The organism is Microlunatus antarcticus, from assembly GCF_014193425.1.
GTDB lineage: Bacteria > Actinomycetota > Actinomycetes > Propionibacteriales > Propionibacteriaceae > Microlunatus > Microlunatus antarcticus.
The window spans coordinates 583,728-601,278 of the sequence record NZ_JACHZG010000001.1; the positions used below are offsets into that span (position 1 = coordinate 583,728).

Annotated in this window: 15 protein-coding genes; 14 read left to right on the forward strand and 1 reads right to left on the reverse strand. The window is 73.7% G+C overall.

Annotated elements, in window-relative coordinates:
• Positions 1 to 75: 75 nt before the first annotated feature.
• The 14 genes from tsaE (at position 76) to guaA (ending at position 16,460) form a co-directional block, all read left to right on the forward strand.
• Positions 76 to 1,014, forward strand: coding sequence for a tRNA (adenosine(37)-N6)-threonylcarbamoyltransferase complex ATPase subunit type 1 TsaE (tsaE, locus tag FHX39_RS02675; protein WP_332836639.1), 939 nt, complete (start codon positions 76 to 78; stop codon positions 1,012 to 1,014).
• Positions 1,007 to 1,669, forward strand: a complete 663-nt coding sequence (tsaB, locus tag FHX39_RS02680; protein WP_183336587.1) for a tRNA (adenosine(37)-N6)-threonylcarbamoyltransferase complex dimerization subunit type 1 TsaB — start codon at positions 1,007 to 1,009, stop codon at positions 1,667 to 1,669. The genes tsaE and tsaB overlap by 8 nt, the downstream gene beginning before the upstream one ends.
• On the forward strand, positions 1,666 to 2,247 hold the full coding sequence (locus tag FHX39_RS02685; protein WP_183336589.1) for a GNAT family N-acetyltransferase: 582 nt from the start codon (positions 1,666 to 1,668) through the stop codon (positions 2,245 to 2,247). The genes tsaB and FHX39_RS02685 overlap by 4 nt, the downstream gene beginning before the upstream one ends.
• Complete coding sequence (tsaD, locus tag FHX39_RS02690) at positions 2,244 to 3,296, forward strand: tRNA (adenosine(37)-N6)-threonylcarbamoyltransferase complex transferase subunit TsaD (protein WP_183336591.1); 1,053 nt, start codon at positions 2,244 to 2,246, stop codon at positions 3,294 to 3,296. Before FHX39_RS02685 ends, tsaD begins: the two co-directional genes overlap by 4 nt.
• A gap of 136 nt (positions 3,297 to 3,432) precedes the next feature.
• Complete coding sequence (locus FHX39_RS02695) at positions 3,433 to 4,617, forward strand: class I SAM-dependent methyltransferase (RefSeq protein WP_183340823.1); 1,185 nt, start codon at positions 3,433 to 3,435, stop codon at positions 4,615 to 4,617.
• A 169-nt stretch (positions 4,618 to 4,786) separates the two neighbouring features.
• Positions 4,787 to 5,083, forward strand: coding sequence for a co-chaperone GroES (groES, locus tag FHX39_RS02700; RefSeq protein ID WP_091072411.1), 297 nt, complete (start codon positions 4,787 to 4,789; stop codon positions 5,081 to 5,083).
• A gap of 43 nt (positions 5,084 to 5,126) precedes the next feature.
• The gene (gene groL / locus FHX39_RS02705) at positions 5,127 to 6,740 is read left to right on the forward strand and encodes a chaperonin GroEL (protein ID WP_183336593.1); all 1,614 of its coding nucleotides are present in this window, start codon (positions 5,127 to 5,129) and stop codon (positions 6,738 to 6,740) included.
• Positions 6,741 to 7,184: 444 nt separating this feature from the next.
• Entirely contained in the window at positions 7,185 to 7,808 is a 624-nt protein-coding gene (locus FHX39_RS02710; RefSeq protein WP_183336595.1) for a sigma-70 family RNA polymerase sigma factor, read from the forward strand.
• Positions 7,809 to 7,893: 85 nt separating this feature from the next.
• Positions 7,894 to 9,456 (forward strand): IMP dehydrogenase, encoded by a 1,563-nt coding sequence (guaB, locus tag FHX39_RS02715; protein ID WP_183340825.1) that lies wholly within the window; start codon positions 7,894 to 7,896, stop codon positions 9,454 to 9,456.
• 17 nt (positions 9,457 to 9,473) lie between these two features.
• Positions 9,474 to 10,355 carry a cytochrome c oxidase assembly protein gene (locus FHX39_RS02720; RefSeq protein WP_183336596.1) on the forward strand — a complete coding sequence of 294 codons (882 nt, stop codon included), beginning with the start codon at positions 9,474 to 9,476 and terminating at the stop codon, positions 10,353 to 10,355.
• Between the two features lie 46 nt (positions 10,356 to 10,401).
• On the forward strand, positions 10,402 to 11,511 hold the full coding sequence (locus tag FHX39_RS02725; RefSeq protein ID WP_332836927.1) for a GuaB3 family IMP dehydrogenase-related protein: 1,110 nt from the start codon (positions 10,402 to 10,404) through the stop codon (positions 11,509 to 11,511).
• Positions 11,512 to 11,635: 124 nt separating this feature from the next.
• Positions 11,636 to 14,437, forward strand: coding sequence for a S8 family serine peptidase (locus FHX39_RS21955; protein WP_183336600.1), 2,802 nt, complete (start codon positions 11,636 to 11,638; stop codon positions 14,435 to 14,437).
• Between the two features lie 51 nt (positions 14,438 to 14,488).
• On the forward strand, positions 14,489 to 14,788 hold the full coding sequence (locus FHX39_RS02735; protein WP_198423237.1) for a chorismate mutase: 300 nt from the start codon (positions 14,489 to 14,491) through the stop codon (positions 14,786 to 14,788).
• A gap of 55 nt (positions 14,789 to 14,843) precedes the next feature.
• Positions 14,844 to 16,460 carry a glutamine-hydrolyzing GMP synthase gene (gene guaA, locus FHX39_RS02740; RefSeq protein WP_183336604.1) on the forward strand — a complete coding sequence of 539 codons (1,617 nt, stop codon included), beginning with the start codon at positions 14,844 to 14,846 and terminating at the stop codon, positions 16,458 to 16,460.
• A gap of 288 nt (positions 16,461 to 16,748) precedes the next feature.
• Here guaA and FHX39_RS02745 read toward each other — a convergent pair whose 3' ends face one another.
• The gene (locus FHX39_RS02745; RefSeq protein WP_183336606.1) at positions 16,749 to 17,486 is read right to left on the reverse strand and encodes a YoaK family protein; all 738 of its coding nucleotides are present in this window, start codon (positions 17,484 to 17,486) and stop codon (positions 16,749 to 16,751) included.
• Positions 17,487 to 17,551: the final 65 nt, after the last annotated feature.

The following is a 17,551-nucleotide window of genomic DNA, read 5'->3' on the forward strand; positions in this document are numbered from 1 at the left end:
GTGGGTGCCGCGTCAGACGTTTCAGGACCGGGCGCCGTCCGGGAGCACGCAGCCCCCGCCAGTAACCTCGCTGCCGTGAGCCTGCCCGAACCCGTCGTGGTCGTGGCGTCCGAGCAGGACGCCCCGGCCATGGTCGAGGTCGTCCACGCCGCCTTCGGCGCGCGGCCCCCGGTCGAGCCGCCGTCGACGGCGGGAGCCGAGACCGTCGCGTCGGTCGCGGAGGCACTGCGCCGCGGCGGCGGGGTCTACGCCTCGGTCGGCGGTCGGCCCGCCGGCGCGATCCTCGTCGGCGGCACCCCCGAGGGGGCGGCGACCTTCGCCCGCGTCTCGGTGCACCCCGACTTCCAGCGCCACGGCATCGCCTCCGCGATGGTGGCCGCGGCGGAGGACCTGGCCGCGCTGCAGGGCCACCACCGGGTGGACCTCTTCGCCCGCGAGGAGTTCACCGAGGTCATCACCTTCTGGAGCCACCGCGGCTTCCGCGTCGCCCGGCTCGCGCCGCACGGCGTGGTCCTGAGCAAGCGGCTCCCGTACGCCCTCCCGCTCGCCGACGCCGACGCCACCCGCGCGCTCGGGGGCCGGCTGGCCGACCTCGTCCGGCCCGGGGACCTGCTGGTCCTCAGCGGGGAGCTGGGGGCGGGCAAGACGACCCTCACCCAGGGCCTCGGCGAGGCGCTCGGGGTGAGCGGCGCCGTCATCTCCCCGACCTTCGTGCTGTCGCGCGTGCACCCGACCGCGGACGGTCGGCCGACCCTGGTGCACGTCGACGCCTACCGCCTCGGCGGTCCCGGCGAGCTCGACGACCTCGACCTCGACCTGAGCGCCCCGACGAGCGTCACGGTCGTCGAGTGGGGCAAGGGCTTCGTCGAGCAGGCCTGGGACGACCGCCTCGAGATCGACCTGCTGCACGACCCGGAGGGCGGCCGCGTCGCGCTCGTCCGCCCGGTCGGCGAGCGGTGGGCCGCCGTGGACCTGTCCGACCTGGCCGCGTACGAGGACGTCGCCCGTGCCTGAGCTCGTCCTGGCGATCGACACCACGACCGACGTCACCGTCGGCGTCGCCCGCGGCCGCGAGGTCCTCGCGAACGGTCGCGTGACCGACCGGATGGCCCACGTCGAGCAGCTGATGCCGCTCGTCCACCGCACCCTCGCCGCCGCCGGGGTCCGGCTCGCCGACGTCGAGCGGGTTGTCGTGGGTCTCGGACCGGGACCGTTCACCGGGCTGCGGGTCGGCATCGTCACGGCGCAGGTCCTGGCCCACGTCCGCCGCGTCGACCTGCACGGCGTCTGCAGCCTCGACGTGATCGCCCTGGACCACGCACGATCCGGGACCGCCTCCGCGTTCGTCGTCGCCACGGACGCGCGGCGCAAGGAGGTGTATTGGGCGCGCTACGGCGCCGACGGCACCCGCCTCGGAGGGCCTGAGGTCAGCAGCCCCGACGCCGTCCCGCGCCTGCCCACCGTCGGACCGGGCGCCGACGTCTACCCCGACCGGCTGCAGACGGTCGCCGGCCCGCGCGTCCTCGACGCCGGGCTCCTCGCCGCGTACGGGCTCGACCTGCCGTCGGCCGGGACCGAGCCCCTCTACCTCCGGCGTCCCGACGCCGCCGAATCGGCGAAGCGCAAGTCGGTGCTGCGGATCCTCCCCGGGCAGGACATCCGCCGATGAGCACCTTCGAGCCCAGCCCCGCGTCCCTGCGCTACAGCCTGCTGCCCGCGCGCCTCGACGACCTGCCCGCGATCCTGCGGCTCGAGGCCGAGGGCTTCGGACCCGACGAGCGCTGGAGCGAGCGCAGCTGGTCCGGCGAGCTGCTGGGCGAGGGTCGGACGGTCCTCATCGCCCGTGGCGCACAGCCCGCGGGGGTGATCACGCTCTCCACGGTGGGCGAGGTGGCCGACCTGCACCGCGTGGTCGTCGCCCCCGCGTACCGGCGCCAGGGCCTCGCCCTGCGCCTGGTCCGTGCCGGGCTGCTCGCCGTCCGCCACCTCGGGGCGCGGGTGGTGATGCTCGAGGTCGAGTACACCAACCTCGGGGCCATCGCGCTCTACCAGCAGCTGGGCTTCGAGCAGGTGCGGGTCCGGCGCGACTACTACGGCACCGGGCGGGACGCACTCATCCTCCGGCTGTACGACCTCGACACCTGGCCCGGCCGCTTCGGCGAGGCGGTCCGCGACACCGAGGCCGATCTGCGGGCCGAACGCGCAGACGTCCAGCTCGAACCCGATCTGCCGGTGGAGGCACCGTGAGCGGCCCACTCGTGCTCGGCATCGAGTCCTCGTGCGACGAGACGGGCGTCGGCATCGTCCGCGGTCACGAGCTGCTGGCCAACGAGGTCGCGTCGAGCGTCGAGGAGCACGCCCGCTTCGGCGGCGTCGTGCCCGAGATCGCCAGCCGCGCGCACCTCGAGGCGATGCTGCCGACCCTGGAACGGGCCTGCACGACCGCCGACGTCGACCTCACCGAGGTCGACGCCATCGCCGTCACTGCCGGTCCCGGGCTGATGGGCGCCCTGGTCGTCGGGGTCGCCGCGGCGAAGGCGCTCGCGTACGCGTTGGACAAGCCGCTCTACGGGGTCAACCACCTCGCCGGGCACGTGGCCGTCGACCTGCTCGAGCACGGCCCGCTGCCGGAGCCGTGCGTGGCGCTCCTCGTCTCCGGCGGGCACACGTCGCTGCTGCTGGTCGACGACATCGCCGGCGTCCGCGGCCGCGGGATCACCGAGCTGGGCGCGACGATCGACGACGCGGCGGGGGAGGCGTACGACAAGGTCGCGCGCCTGCTCGGCCTGCCCTATCCCGGCGGCCCGGTCATCGACCGCGCCGCGACGGGGGACCCGCGGGCGATCGCCTTCCCCCGCGGCCTGACGTCGCCGCGCGACCTCGAGCGGCACCGCTTCGACTTCTCCTTCTCCGGGCTCAAGAGCGCGGTGGCCCGCTGGGTCGAGACGCGCGAGCGCGCCGGCCTGGACGTCCCGCTGCCCGACGTCGCCGCGAGCTTCCAGGAGGCGGTCTGCGACGTGCTGAGCGCGAAGGCCGTCGACGCCTGTCTCGCCACGGGCGCGCAGCACCTGCTGATCGGCGGCGGGGTGGCGGCCAACGGTCGGCTGCGGGCCCTGCTCGCCGAGCGGGCGGCGGCGGCCGGGATCACCCTCCGCACGCCGCGCCCCGGGCTGTGCACCGACAACGGGGCCATGATCGCGGTGCTCGGCACCGAGGTGATCCGGGCCGGCGGCCGCCCCTCGGGCCCGGAGCTCGGCGCCGACTCCGGCCTCCCGGTCTCCCGCGTCCTGGTCTGACCCGCCCCGCAGCCCTCCGCGCCCTTCTTCTCCGACCAGTGGTCACTGCGGGGTCCGGGGCAGCGCTGGAGACGGCCCGGAGCGACCAGTGGTCAGCAGAGATCGACGGAAGGGGCACGACGTGGGGGTGAGCGGGATGCCGTACGGGCTGTCGGCCGAGGCGCTCGCCGCGGCGGAGGCCGAGGCCGACCTCGAGTCGCTCGCCGCCGGGACCCGGCTGCGCGCCCGCTTCGCCCCCGAGCTCGCGGCGGCCGCCCTGACCCAGGCGGCCCTCCGGCGCCGGGCCCGGACGAAGTTCGGGGACGCGGCCGGGTCGTTGTGGTTCACCCGCGACGGGCTCGAGCAGGCCACCCGGCCCGAAGTTGCCGACCTGCACGCGCAGCGTTTCGTCGCCGCCGGCGTACGCCGCGTGGTCGACCTCGGCTGCGGCATCGGCTCCGACGCGGTCGCCTTCGTCCGGGCGGGGCTGGACGTCCTCGCCGTCGAGCGCGACCCGGCGACGGCGGACGTCGCGCGGGCCAACCTCGCGACCGCGGTCGCCGCGGCCGGCGGCTCCGTCCACGCCGAGGTGGTCGTGGCCGACGTCGCCGACGTGATCGCGGCCGGGATCGAGCCGGGCGTCGGGGTGTTCGCCGACCCGGCCCGGCGCGACGCCCGTGGCCGGGTGTGGCGCGCGCAGGACTTCAGCCCCGACCTCGGCTCCCTCCTCGCGCTGGCCGGCGGCGTGAGCGGGGGAGAGCGCGTCCTCGGGCTCAAGCTCGGCCCCGCGCTCCCGCACGCGCTGGTGCCGCCCGACGCCGAGGCGGAGTGGGTGAGCCACCACGGCGACGTCGTGGAGGTCGCGCTCTGGCACGGTCCCGGCAGCGTCCCGGGACGGCGGAGCGCGCTGCTCGCGCCCGACCGTCGGCTGGTCGCCGGGCCGGCGCACCTCGACGTCCGGGCGCCGGGCGCCTACGTCTTCGAGCCCGACGGCGCGGTCGTCCGCTCGGGCGCCGTCGGCGTCCTCGGGGAACGGCTGGGGGCCGGTCTGCTCGCCGAGCAGATCGCCTACCTCACGGCCGACGCGCTCGTCGAGACGCCGTACGCGACCGCCTTCGCCGTCGAGCAGGTGCTCCCGTACGACCTCAAGGCCCTGCGCCGCTGGGTGCGCGAGGCCGGGATCGGGCGGCTGGAGGTCAAGAAGCGCGGCCTCGACGTCGACCCCGCCCAGCTCCGCCGGGACCTGAGGCCGAAGGGGGACGGCTCGGCGACGCTGCTGCTCAGCCGCGCGCCGACCGGGACGGTCGCGCTCGTCGTGCACCGCGTCGTCGCGCCGGGGTAGCGCCGGACGCGTTCTGGCACTCGCTCTGGCCGAGTGCTAATGTCGGAATTAGCACTCCGACCCGGAGTGTGCCAGCCCGGACCGACGGTCCGGACTGACGGACGGGACGGCACCGCGACGACGCCCCGACCACCCTGACATCCGCACACTTACGCGAAAGGGGCCTGAGATGGCGAGCACGATCAAGCCGCTCGAGGACCGCATCCTCGTCCAGCCGCTCGAAGCCGAGACCACCACCTCCTTCGGTCTGGTCATCCCGGACACCGCCAAGGAGAAGCCGCAGGAGGGCAAGGTCATCGCGACCGGGCCCGGCCGCATCGACGACAACGGACAGCGCGTGCCGCTGGACGTCGCCGAGGGCGACGTCGTCATCTTCAGCAAGTACGGCGGCACCGAGGTGCGCTACGACGGCAACGACCTGCTGCTGCTGAACGCCCGCGACATCCTCGCGGTCGTCACCAAGTAAGTCCGGCAGCAGCCGAAGACCCAGGACAGAGGAACAAGCACACATGGCCAAGATCCTCCAGTTCGACGAGGAGGCGCGCCGCTCTCTCGAGCGTGGCGTCGACGTCCTCGCCAACACCGTGAAGGTGACGCTCGGCCCGAAGGGCCGCTACGTCGTCCTCGACAAGAAGTGGGGCGCTCCCACGATCACGAACGACGGTGTGACCGTCGCCCGTGAGGTCGAGCTCGACGACCCGTACGAGAACCTCGGCGCCCAGCTCGCCAAGGAGGTCGCGACCAAGACCAACGACGTCGCCGGTGACGGCACGACGACCGCGACCGTCCTCGCCCAGGCCCTCGTGCACGAGGGCCTCCGCGCCGTCGCGTCCGGGGCCAACCCGGTCGGGCTGAAGCGCGGCATCGACGCGGCGGTCGCCGCGGTGACCGAGCGTCTGCACGCCGACGCCCGCGAGATCCAGACGACCTCCGACATGGCGTCGGTCGCGACCATCTCCGCCCGGGACGCCGACATCGGCGCCCTGATCGCCGAGGCGTTCGACAAGGTCGGCAAGGACGGCGTCATCACCGTCGACGAGTCCAACACCATGGGCACCGAGCTCGAGTTCACCGAGGGCATGCAGTTCGACAAGGGCTACCTGTCGCCGTACTTCGTGACCGACCCGGAGCGGATGGAGGCGGTTCTCGACAACCCCTACATCCTCATCAACTCCGGCAAGATATCCTCGATGTCGGACCTCCTCCCGCTGCTGGAGAAGGTCATCGGCGCGTCGGGCACCCTCTTCGTGGTGGCCGAGGACGTCGACGGCGAGGCGCTCTCGACGCTGGTCGTCAACAAGATCCGCGGCACGTTCACCTCGGTCGCCGTCAAGGCGCCGGCGTTCGGTGACCGTCGCAAGGCCATGCTCGAGGACATCGCGATCCTCACCGGCGGCACCGTGGTGGCGCCGGAGATCGGGCTCAAGCTCGACCAGGTCGGTCTGGAGCAGCTGGGCCGCGCCCGCCGCATCGTGGTGACGAAGGACAACACCACGATCGTCGACGGGTCGGGCGAGGCCGAGGCCGTCAAGGCTCGCGTTGCCCAGCTCTCCTCCGAGATCGAGCGGACCGACTCCGACTGGGACCGCGAGAAGCTGCAGGAGCGGGTCGCCAAGCTCGCCGGCGGGGTCTGCGTCATCAAGGTCGGCGCGGCCACGGAGGTCGAGCTCAAGGAGAAGAAGCACCGCATCGAGGACGCCGTGTCCGCGACGCGTGCAGCCATCGAGGAGGGGATCGTCGCCGGTGGCGGCGCCGCCCTCATCCACGCCGTCAAGGCGCTGGACGGTGACCTGGGTCTGACCGGCGACGAGAAGACCGGCGTCGGCATCGTCCGCCGCTCGGTCGTCGAGCCGCTGCGCTGGATCGCCGAGAACGGTGGCGTCCAGGGCTACGTCGTCACCGCGAAGGTCGCCGAGATGGAGCCCGGCTCGGGCTACAACGCGGCCACCGACGAGTACGGCGACCTGATCGCCTGGGGCGTCATCGACCCGGTCAAGGTCACGCGCTCCGCGCTGGCCAACGCCGCGTCGATCGCCGCGCTGCTCCTCACCACGGAGACCCTCGTGGTGGAGAAGCCCGAGGAAGAGGAGCCGGCTCCGGCCGGGGCGGGTCACTCGCACTGACCTGACGTCTCCGACGCCTGCTCGAGGCCGTCCCGCCACCCGGCGGGGCGGCCTCCTGCGTTCTCGGCGCAGCATCGGCACCCAGGGTTACCCAGAACGCGCCAAATTATTCTGAGCAGTCGCAAAATCGAGCCCGCGGTGGTTAGATCGTCACACCGTACGAGGGTGGTCGCCCGGTCGGTCGGACGGCTCGATCAGGTAACAACCCGTGTAGTCAAGTAGCGCAACAGGTGAACGATCACACTTCGGTAACGAAGTGGTGCAGCTGTGGCGTTGACAACGTTGGACAATGAAGATTGCCCATGAAGCGGTCGGGGGATCGCTCACGTAGGACGAGGAGTCGCACCTGACTCCGTACGGCCTGTGACATCTCCGGCGGGGCCACCGGAGCGGCACGGGAGCTCGCCCCACAGCCATCCACTCGGGGAGTAGATGGAGTCCCCGGTGACAACCACCGACCTCAGCCAGGCCCTCTCCGACCACGACCTCGTCGCCCGCGCGTGCGCCGGCGAGAACGTCGCGATCAACCTCCTGATCACCGCCGTCCGCAAGGCGGTGCTCCGCTACACCCGCGCCCGCCTGTCCACCTACAGCGGCGGTGCCGAGGTGGCCGAGGACGTGACCCAGGAGGTCTGCCTCGCCGTCGTGGACGTGCTGCCGCGCTACACCGACAGCGGCGCCCCGTTCGCGGCCCTCGTCTACGCCATCGCCTCCAACAAGGTCGCCGACGCCCAGCGCCGCTACGCCCGCACCCCGTTCCACGTCGTCGACGAGCTCCCGGACCGGGCCGAGCCGGCCCTCGGTCCGGAGCAGCAGACGATGGCCCGCTCGGACGTCGCCGCCGCCCTGGCGCTGCTCGAGCGGCTGCCGCCGCGGATGGCCCAGGTCGTCCGGCTGCGCGCGGAGGGTCTCAGCGCCGACGAGGTCGGCGCGATCGTGGGGCTCACCGCCAACGCCGTACGGGTGACGCAGCACCGCGCGCTCGCCCGGCTCCGGCGCCTGGTGGCCGACTCGGCCGACAGCCGCGAGCGCTTCGCGGACCGTCCCACCCGGCCGGTCGCCGCCTGACCCACGCCCGTCTCGGCGGAGGGGGCGCGTCGGTCGCGGCGCTAGACTCGGGGCTCCGTCGTGCGAGAAGGACTGTGCCGTGCCGATGTTCCCCGGGCAGCTGCCCTCCAGCGCTTCGGACCGTGGTCCGGAGGAGGACGACTGGGCCTCGGGCCCGGGCGTGCCGGCCCCGTTCGCGGCCCTGGGCCTGACCTTCGACGACGTGCTGCTCCAGCCGCACGAGAGCGACGTCATCCCGTCCGAGGCCGACACGTCGACCTGGGTGTCCAAGCGGATCCAGGTCAAGGTCCCGCTGATCTCGTCGCCGATGGACACCGTCACGGAGTCGCGGATGGCCGTCGCCATCGCGCGCCAGGGCGGGCTGGGGATCATCCACCGCAACCTCTCCATCGAGGACCAGGCCCACCAGGTCGACTTCGTCAAGCGGTCCGAGGCCGGGATGGTCGACGAGCCGATCACCATCACCCCCGACGCCACGATCGGCGAGGCGGACGCCCTCTGCGCGCGCTTCCACATCTCCGGCGTGCCGGTGGTGGACCGCGACCTGCGCCTGCTCGGCATCATCACCAACCGCGACATGCGCTTCGAGAACGACCCGACGCGCCTGGTGGGCGCGGTGATGACCCCGATGCCGCTCGTCACCGGCGAGGTCGGGATTTCGGGCGAGGACGCCATGCGCCTGCTCGCCACCCACAAGATCGAGAAGCTGCCGCTGGTCGACGCGACGGGCCGGCTGCGCGGGCTCATCACGCTCAAGGACTTCGTCAAGGCCGACCAGTACCCGAACGCCAGCAAGGACGACCAGGGCCGGCTGCGCGTCGGTGCGGCGGTCGGGTTCTTCGGCGAGTCGTGGAAGCGGGCGATGTCGCTGGTCGAGGAGGGCGTCGACCTGCTCGTCGTCGACACCGCGCACGGCCACTCCCAGGGCGTCCTCGAGATGGTCCGCCGCCTCAAGGCGGACCCGGCGGCCGCGCACGTCGACGTCGTCGGCGGGAACGTGGCCACGTACGCCGGCGCCAAGGCCCTCGTCGAGGCCGGCGTCGACGGGGTCAAGGTCGGGGTCGGGCCGGGCTCGATCTGCACCACCCGCGTCGTCGCCGGCGTCGGCGTCCCGCAGGTCACCGCGATCCACAACGCCTCCCGCGCCTGCCGACCGGCGGGTGTGCCGCTGATCGGCGACGGCGGGCTGCAGTACTCGGGCGACATCGCCAAGGCGCTCGTCGCCGGCGCGGACACCGTCATGCTCGGGTCGCTGCTCGCCGGCTGCGACGAGAGCCCGGGCCAGCTCGTCTTCGTCAACGGCAAGCAGTTCAAGACCTACCGCGGCATGGGCTCGCTCGGGGCGATGGCTTCGCGCGGACGCTCCGCGTCGTACTCCAAGGACCGCTACTTCCAGGGCGACGTGACCTCGGACTCCAACCTGATCGCCGAGGGCATCGAGGGCCAGGTGCCCTACCGCGGCCCGCTCGCGGCGGTCGCCTACCAGCTCGTCGGGGGGCTGCGGCAGTCGATGTTCTACACCGGCGCGGCCACCATCCCGCAGCTGCAGGAGCGCGGATCGTTCGTCCGGATCACGTCGGCCGGCCTGCGCGAGTCCCACCCGCACGACATCCAGATGACCGTCGAGGCCCCGAACTACGCCGGCTAGCGCGCCGTAGCCCCCTGATGCCTCCCGCCGAGACCTTCTTCTCCACCTGGCGGATCGACCCGGTCGCGGCCGTGGCCCTCGCGCTGGTCCTGCTCGCGTACGTCGCGGGGGTGCGGCGCGTCCGCCGGACCGGTGGGACCTGGCCGGTGCGGCGCACGCTCGGCTTCGTGCTGGCCGGGCTGGGGTCGTACGCGGTCATCTCCTTCGGGTTCCTCGGTGCACGGAGCGAGGACCTGCGCTGGGCGTTCACCACCCGGGTCGCCCTGCTCCTGCTCGTGGTGCCGCTGCTGACCCTGCTCGGGCGCCCGCTCGACCTCGCGTACGCGGCGCTGCCGCCGGGCGGGGCCGCCGGGGTCCGCACGTTCCTCGGCTCGCGGCCGGTCCGGCTGCTGGGCAACGCGATCGTCGCGCCGGTGGTGGGCTGCGCGGTCTTCTGCGTGTTCCTGACCCCGCTCGCCGGTGCCTGGCGGACCAGCGCGCTGGCCGAGGAGGGGACCGGCCTGGTGCTGCCGGTGCTCGGGCTGCTCTTCGTCCTGCCGATCGCCGCGCACACCGGGCTGCGCAGCGAGGTCTTCATCGCCGCGGAGTTCGCCTTCGCCTTCGTCGAGCTGGTGCTCGACGCGATCCCCGGCCTGGTGCTGCGCCTCACCGGGCACGTGCTGGACGGGGTGGGCGCGGTCGTCGGGACGCGGCCGGGGTGGTTCCCGTCGCCGCTGACCGACCAGCACTGGTCGGGCGACGTCCTCTGGTCCATCGCCGAGGTGGCCGACCTGCCGATCCTGCTGCTCCTGTTCGTGCGCTGGGTGCGCTCGGACGCCCGGCACGCCGACCGCGCGGACGGGCTCACCGAGGCCGAGCTCGACGACCTGGTGCAGGCGCACCTGCGGGGCGGTCGCTGACGCGCGGTCGCGCAGGGTGGGCCGTCTGCGCCAGACTGGGCGCATGGTGGTGGAGATCGGCCGCAACAAGCGGGCCCAGCAGGCGTACGCGTTCGACGACGTGTCGATCGTGCCCTCGCGACGCACACGCGGGGAGCAGGAGGTCTCGCTGAGCTGGCGGATCGACGCCGGCACGTTCGACCTGCCGTTGATCGCGGCCCCGATGGACTCGGTGATGTCCCCGCAGACGGCGATCCTGCTCGGCCGGCTCGGCGGCCTCGGCGTGCTCAACCTCGAGGGCCTGTGGACCCGCTACGAGGACCCCGAGCCGCTGCTGGACACGATCACCTCGGAGCCCGACCCGGCCGCGGCCACGCGGATGATGCAGGAGATCTACGCCGAGCCGATCAAGCCCGAGCTGATCGGGGCCCGCATCGCGGAGATCCGCGCGGCCGGCGTCGTCGCCGCGGGCGCGCTCTCGCCGCAGAACACCCAGGCCTTCGCCAAGCACGTCGTCGACTCCGGCGTGGACTTCTTCGTCATCCGCGGGACGACGGTGTCGGCCGAGCACGTCTCGCGCGACGTCGAGCCGCTCAACCTCAAGCAGTTCATCTACGACCTCGACGTGCCCGTGATCGTCGGGGGCTGCGCGACCTACCAGGCCGCGCTCCACCTCATGCGGACCGGTGCGGCGGGCGTCCTCGTCGGCTTCGGCGGGGGAGCGGCCGACACGACGCGCTCGGTGCTCGGCCTGGCCGTGCCGATGGCGTCGGCCACCTCCGACGTCGCCGCGGCGCGCCGGGACTACCTCGACGAGTCCGGCGGGCGCTACGTCCACGTCATCGCCGACGGGTCGGTGGGCCGCTCCGGCGACATCGCCAAGGCGATCGCCTGCGGCGCCGACGCGGTCATGGTCGGCTCGCCGCTGGCCAAGGCCGTCGAGGCACCGGGCCGCGGCTTCCACTGGGGGCCCGAGGCCTGGCACGCGACGCTGCCGCGCGGCGAGCGGGTGCACTACGGGACGGTCGGCACGCTGGAGGAGATCCTGCACGGCCCGTCGACCGTGCCCGACGGCACCATGAACCTCGTCGGCGCGCTCCGCAAGGCGATGGCCACCACGGGCTACTCCGACGTCAAGGAGTTCCAGCGCGTCGAGGTCGTGCTCGACCGGCCCTGAGTGCAGAACTCCTGAGCTTAGAACCCCGTGAGCACACAGTTCCCGAGCGCAGAACCACCAGCAGAACCCGCCGATCTCCCTTAGGTTCGTCCGCGACAAAACCGTGCGCGACCGAGGGAGAACCGTGGCTGCAGCAGGGCGCACCTGGGCGGCGGTGCTGGCGGGCGTGCTCGTCGGCGTCACCGTCGTGACCGTCCCGACGACGACGCAGGCGGCACCCCCGCCGGCGTCCGGGCCGGGCAAGGTCGACCGCTCGCTGGGCAGCGGCCTCGGTCGGCTCCTCGCCCCGGGCTCCGGTGGGGCCCAGCGGCGTACGGGCGGCTTCCGCGTCGACCAGGAGTCGCTCGCCGTGCGCGACGCCGACGGACGCGTGCTGGTGGACCTGACGCCCCGGGCCGGCGTCGACCGGGCCGCGTTCCGCCGGTCGGCCGAGGCCGCCGGGCTCGTCGTGCAGAGCACCGACGCCGGGCGGGGCACCCTCGAGGGCTTCGTCGCCCTCGAGGCCGTCCCCACGCTCGCGGCGCTGCCCGGACGGGCCACCCTCGCGCAGGCGGTCCGGCCCGGCACGAACGTCGGGGCGACGACGTCGCAGGGGGTCGCGCTCCAGCGGGTGGACGCGCTCCGCAAGGCCGGCCTCGACGGCCGGGGCGTCACGATCGGCGCGCTCTCGGACTCGTACGACGTCGCGACGACCACCCTCGACGGCGAGCCGCTCACCGTGCACGCCGCGCAGGACGTCGCCAGCGGCGACCTCCCCGGCGCCGGGAACGCGGCCCACCCGACCCCCGTCGTCGTCCTGGACGAGTACGGCCGCGGTCTCGGCGGCGTCGACGAGGGCCGCGCGATGCTCCAGATCGCGCACGACGTCGCGCCCGCGGCCAAGCTCTGCTTCGCCACCGCGCAGGCGGGGGAGGTGCGCTTCGCCGAGAACATCCGGCGCCTGGCCGACCCGAAGGGTGCGTGCGCGGCGGACGTGGTCGTCGACGACGTCGTGTACTTCGACGAGCCGATGTTCTCCGACGGGATCATCAGCGACGCGGTCGACGACGTCGCCGCGCAGGGCGTCCACTACGTCACCTCGGCCGGCAACCAGGGCAGCCACCAGGCCTGGGACGCACCGCTGCGCCTGGTCTCGGCCGAGACGGCGCGGGCGGGCTCGAACCTCGACCTCGCCGCCGTCGACCCGAGCCTCTACGACGGCGGCTTCGCCGACCTGCGGCAGGGCGCCGGGGTGGACGTGGCGCAGGACGTCGCCCTCGGCCCCGCGGGCGGGGTCATCGACCTGCAGTGGGACGACCCCGTCGACCTGGACGGCCCCACCATCGGCGCGCCGTTCTTCTCGAGCGAGGGCACGGTCACCAGCGCGGAGCGCACGACGACGTTCACCGTCACCCCGACGGCCGACCAGCTGGGCCGGACCGTCCAGTTCCGGGCGGAGGGCGTGCCGAGCGGCACCACGGACCTGGTCATGACGATCACCGACCCCGACGGCCGGCAGCTCGTCCGCTCCGACGCCGGGGCGGGCGAGGTCTGGTCGACCCGGCTCACCCGGCCGGGCCCGTACACGGTCGAGGTCGCGGGCTACGAGGACGAGACCGGCGACTTCACGGTCGACGTCAGCCCCGTGCTGGCGCCGTCGGCCGTCACGACCGACCTCAACCTGCTCGTCTTCGACGAGGACGGGACGTTCCTGGGCGACTCCGCCGACATCAACGTCGCGACCGGCCGGCCGCTCGAGCTGCTGCCGATCTCCGGCGTGCCGAAGGTGCAGATCGTCGTCTCCCGGAGTGGCCGGGGCGAGGTGGGTGCCCACCGGCTGCGGACCGTCCTGTTCGGCGACGCGGAGCTCGCCGAGCACGCGGTGGCCAGCGACCCCGGGATCTTCGGGCACGCCACCGCCCGCGGGGCCACGGCTGTCGCGGCGTACGACCCGTTCCGTCCCTTCCTGCCCGAGCCGTACAGCGCGACCGGCGGCACGCTCGAGGTCCTGTACGGCTCCGACGGGGAGCCCCTGAAGAAGAGCCGACGCCAGCGCACGGTGCCCCAGGTCGCCGGGACGGACGGCGGGAACTCGACGTTCTTCGGGTCGGACACCTCGGCCGACGTCGACGACCGGCCCAACTTCTTCGGCACGAGCGCCGCCGCGCCGCACGTGGCGGGGATCGCGGCGCTGGCCGTGCAGCAGGCGGAGAAGAAGCGGAAGACGCTGAGCCCGTCGACGCTGCGCTCGCGGCTCGAGGACGCGACGTTCGCGCACGACCGCGACCCCGGTTCGGCCGACGGCACCGCGGCGGGGGTCGAGCTGCGCGCCGAGGGGACCGGTTCGCCGGAGTCCGGGCTGGTCCCGGGCTCGATGACGGACGCGCACTTCTTCACGCTCCGCAACCGCAGCGGCAAGACCATGCGCTCGGTGACCCTCGACGGCACGACCGCGAGCCCCACCGCGCTCGGGCTCGCCGGGTCGACGCCCTCGGGCGGGATCGTCTTCGACCCGCGCCCGTACGACGCCGCCGAGCCCCGCCAGCGCGTCGGGTTCCCCTTCGTCGTCGGGGACACCGACGGTGGGTTGGACGCCGCGGACGTCACCGCGTCGTACGCGGGCTCGACCGGGAACGGCCAGTTCCGCCGGCTCACGCTCACCTTCGCCGACGGCCTGCGCCGCGGCGACACGCTCGAGTTCGGCGTCGACCGCGACCTGGCGCGTTCCGGGGACGGGACGGCCGACGAGGGCAACGGCGCCGACGAGCTCGGCGGGGCGACCGTCCTGCCGTCGGGGAAGAAGGACAAGGCGGGGCTGACCTTCACCGTCCGGACGACGGGGGGCAAGCGCACCAGCGGCCAGCTCCGGAACGACCTCGGGTCGGGCTTCACCCGCGTCGACGGCCACGGGCTCGTCGACGCGGAGGAGGCCGTCGTCGGGCGCTGACGCCGCGGACGGCGGGGCGCCGGTCCCGGACGGTTCACTACGATGACCGCCATGGACGAGGACGTGTCGGCCGAGCTCGGGCGGCTGCGCCACAGCATCGACAACATGGACGCGGCCCTGGTCCACCTGCTCGCGGAACGTTTCGCCGTCACCCAGCAGGTCGGTCTGCTGAAGGCCGAGCACGGGCTGCCGCCCGCCGACCCGGCCCGCGAGGCCCAGCAGATCGCCCGGCTGCGCGCCCTCGCCGTGGAGGCCCGGCTCGACCCCGAGTTCGCCGAGAAGTTCCTCGGCTTCATCGTCGCCGAGGTCGTGCGGCACCACGAGGCCGTCCTGCGCGACGTCGCCACCTGAGCGGCCGCGGCCCCACCCCTAGACTCGGCCCTCGCCCGAGAAGAAGGACGTCCGCATGAGCACCACCGCCCCGATCGAGCCGACGCCGCTGGAGCGGGTGGGCGACCACGACCTCGTCGTGGTGATCGACTTCGGCGCCCAGTACGCGCAGCTGATCGCCCGCCGCGTCCGCGAGGCCCGCGTCTTCTCCGAGATCATGCCGCACACGGCGACCGTCGAGCAGGTGATGGCACGCCGCCCCAAGGCGATCATCCTCAGCGGCGGACCGCAGTCGGTGTACGCGCCGGGCGCGCCCCAGGTCGACGCCGGGCTCTTCGCCTCCGGGGTGCCGGCGTTCGGGATCTGCTACGGCTTCCAGGCCATGGCGTCCGCGCTGGGCGGGGACGTCGCGCAGACCGGCCTGAGCGAGTTCGGTCGGACGAAGGCCCGCGTCGACGTGCCCGGCACGCTGCTGCAGGGCCTGCCCGACGAGCTGGCCGTGTGGATGAGCCACGGCGACTCGGTGGCGGCCGTGCCGCCCGGCTTCACGGCGCTCGCCGGTTCCGCGGGGGCCCCGATCGCCGCGTTCGAGGACACCGAGCGCGGGTTCGCCGGCGTCCAGTGGCACCCCGAGGTCCTGCACACGCAGGCGGGCCAGCGCGTGCTGGAGCAGTTCCTCTTCGACATCGCCGGCTGCACGCCCGACTGGACGCCCGCGAGCATCCTGGACGACGCGATCGCCGCCGTCCGCGCCCAGGTCGGCGACAAGCAGGTCGTCTGCGGGCTGTCGGGCGGGGTGGACTCCGCCGTCGCAGCGGCCCTCGTGCAGCGCGCGGTCGGGAAGCAGCTGACCTGCGTGTTCGTCGACCACGGCCTGCTCCGGGCGGGCGAGGCCGAGCAGGTCGAGCGCGACTTCGTGGCCGCGACCGGCGTCGACCTCGTGGTCGCCGACGTGGCCGACCAGTTCCTCGACGCGCTCGCCGGGGTCACCGACCCCGAGACCAAGCGCAAGATCATCGGGCGCGAGTTCATCCGCACGTTCGAGGCGGCGGCGCGCGGCGTGGTCGAGCGGGCGGCGGCGGAGGGCGGCGACGGCGGCGACGTCGAGTTCCTGGTGCAGGGCACGCTCTACCCCGACGTCGTCGAGTCCGGCGGCGGCGAGGGCGCGGCCAACATCAAGAGCCACCACAACGTCGGCGGCCTGCCCGACGACCTGCAGTTCGCGCTCGTCGAGCCGCTGCGGACGCTGTTCAAGGACGAGGTCCGCGCGGTCGGGCTGGAGCTCGGGCTGCCGCCGGCAATCGTCTGGCGCCACCCGTTCCCCGGCCCGGGCCTGGCGATCCGCATCATCGGCGAGGTCACCCGCGACCGCCTCGAGATCCTGCGCGCCGCCGACGCGATCGCCCGCGCCGAGCTCACCGCCGCCGGCCTCGACCGCGACGTGTGGCAGTTCCCGGTCGTCCTGCTCGCCGACGTGCGCTCGGTCGGCGTCCAGGGCGACGGGCGGACGTACGGCCACCCGGTCGTGCTGCGCCCGGTCACCAGCGAGGACGCGATGACCGCCGACTGGAGCCGCCTGCCGTACGAGGTCCTCGAGGCGATCAGCACGCGCATCACCAACGAGGTCCGCGAGGTCAACCGGGTCGTCGTCGACATCACCAGCAAGCCCCCGGGCACGATCGAGTGGGAGTAGGGGATCGCCCGGCCCCGCCCCATCCGGTCCGCTCCGCTCCTCCCCAGCGCCCTCTGTGGGCAAGGAAACGCTGACGTCCGTCACCGGGATCGAGTCGTGAGCCGGCGGGAGTCAGCGTTTCCCGGCAGGAACGGTGGGCGAGAGTGCGCGAATCCGACCGGGCAGACGCGCTCGCGTCCGCACCGTTGTGGGCGGGGCTCGATCCGCCACGCGCACCTTCTGCGCTCGCGCGCACCCTGCAGGGTGCGCCTCGCGGCGGAAGGTACGCCTCGCGGGTGAGCGGGTGGGTCAGGCGGCGGACGGCGCTGCGCTGGTGGCGGTCGCCTCGACGTAGCGGTGGTCGGCCCGGCGGGCGCGGTGGAGCAGCCCGAGGGCGACGAGCATGAGCACGCCGGCGAGGACCAGGGCGTACGCGCCGCCGAGGTAGCGGACGACCGCGGCGGAGGCGAGGGCCCCGAGGCCCATGGTCACGATCGCGCCCACCCGCCGGAACCACGCCGTCCCAGCGCCGCCCGCGAGGCGGCTGTCCGCGGCCAGGTTGACCATGGTCATCGTCACGACGACGGTGGACAGGTCGCGGATGCCGACGTGCTTGACCGCCGAGGCCTGCGCGCCGAGCAGCAGGGCGAGCACGCCGGTGATGACGATCATCTCCGTCGTCCCGAGCCGGCCGAGGGCGAACCACACGCCGGCCAGCGCCAGGGTTCCGATGGTCGTGCCGAGCAGCACCGCCATGGACGACCGCGGCAGCTTGACCGCGCCGTCCGACCCGCGGCGCGTGAGGCGTGAGCCCAGCGCGGCACCGAGCAGGAACGTGAGCAGCGCGACCAGGTTGTTGAGCACCGGGATGCCCTGCACGCCCATGAGCCCGAAGCCGATGAACAGCACGTTCCCGGTCATGTTGCCGGTGAAGACGCGGTCCAGCGCGAGATAGCTGACGCCGTCCACCGCGCCCGTCGCCGCCGTCAGGACCAGCAGCGCCGCCGTGTACTCGCGCTCCGCCCAGGTCTGCCCGCTCGTCGCCATCGTGGGTCCACCCGCCTCGAGTTCCTGCGTCCGGCGCCGGACACTACCGCCCGTACGGCCGCCGT

Excerpts from the sequence above, each read along its gene's own strand:
- FHX39_RS02685 (WP_183336589.1), top strand. The coding sequence starts at position 1,666 with ATGAGCACCTTCGAGCCCAGCCCCGCGTCCCTGCGCTACAGCCTGCTG.
- FHX39_RS02695 (WP_183340823.1), top strand. The coding sequence starts at position 3,433 with ATGCCGTACGGGCTGTCGGCCGAGGCGCTCGCCGCGGCGGAGGCCGAG.
- groES (WP_091072411.1), top strand. The coding sequence starts at position 4,787 with ATGGCGAGCACGATCAAGCCGCTCGAGGACCGCATCCTCGTCCAGCCG.
- groL (WP_183336593.1), top strand. The coding sequence starts at position 5,127 with ATGGCCAAGATCCTCCAGTTCGACGAGGAGGCGCGCCGCTCTCTCGAG.
- guaB (WP_183340825.1), top strand. The coding sequence starts at position 7,894 with ATGTTCCCCGGGCAGCTGCCCTCCAGCGCTTCGGACCGTGGTCCGGAG.
- FHX39_RS02720 (WP_183336596.1), top strand. The coding sequence starts at position 9,474 with ATGCCTCCCGCCGAGACCTTCTTCTCCACCTGGCGGATCGACCCGGTC.
- FHX39_RS02735 (WP_198423237.1), top strand. The coding sequence starts at position 14,489 with ATGGACGAGGACGTGTCGGCCGAGCTCGGGCGGCTGCGCCACAGCATC.
- guaA (WP_183336604.1), top strand. The coding sequence starts at position 14,844 with ATGAGCACCACCGCCCCGATCGAGCCGACGCCGCTGGAGCGGGTGGGC.
- FHX39_RS02745 (WP_183336606.1), bottom strand. The coding sequence starts at position 17,486 with ATGGCGACGAGCGGGCAGACCTGGGCGGAGCGCGAGTACACGGCGGCG.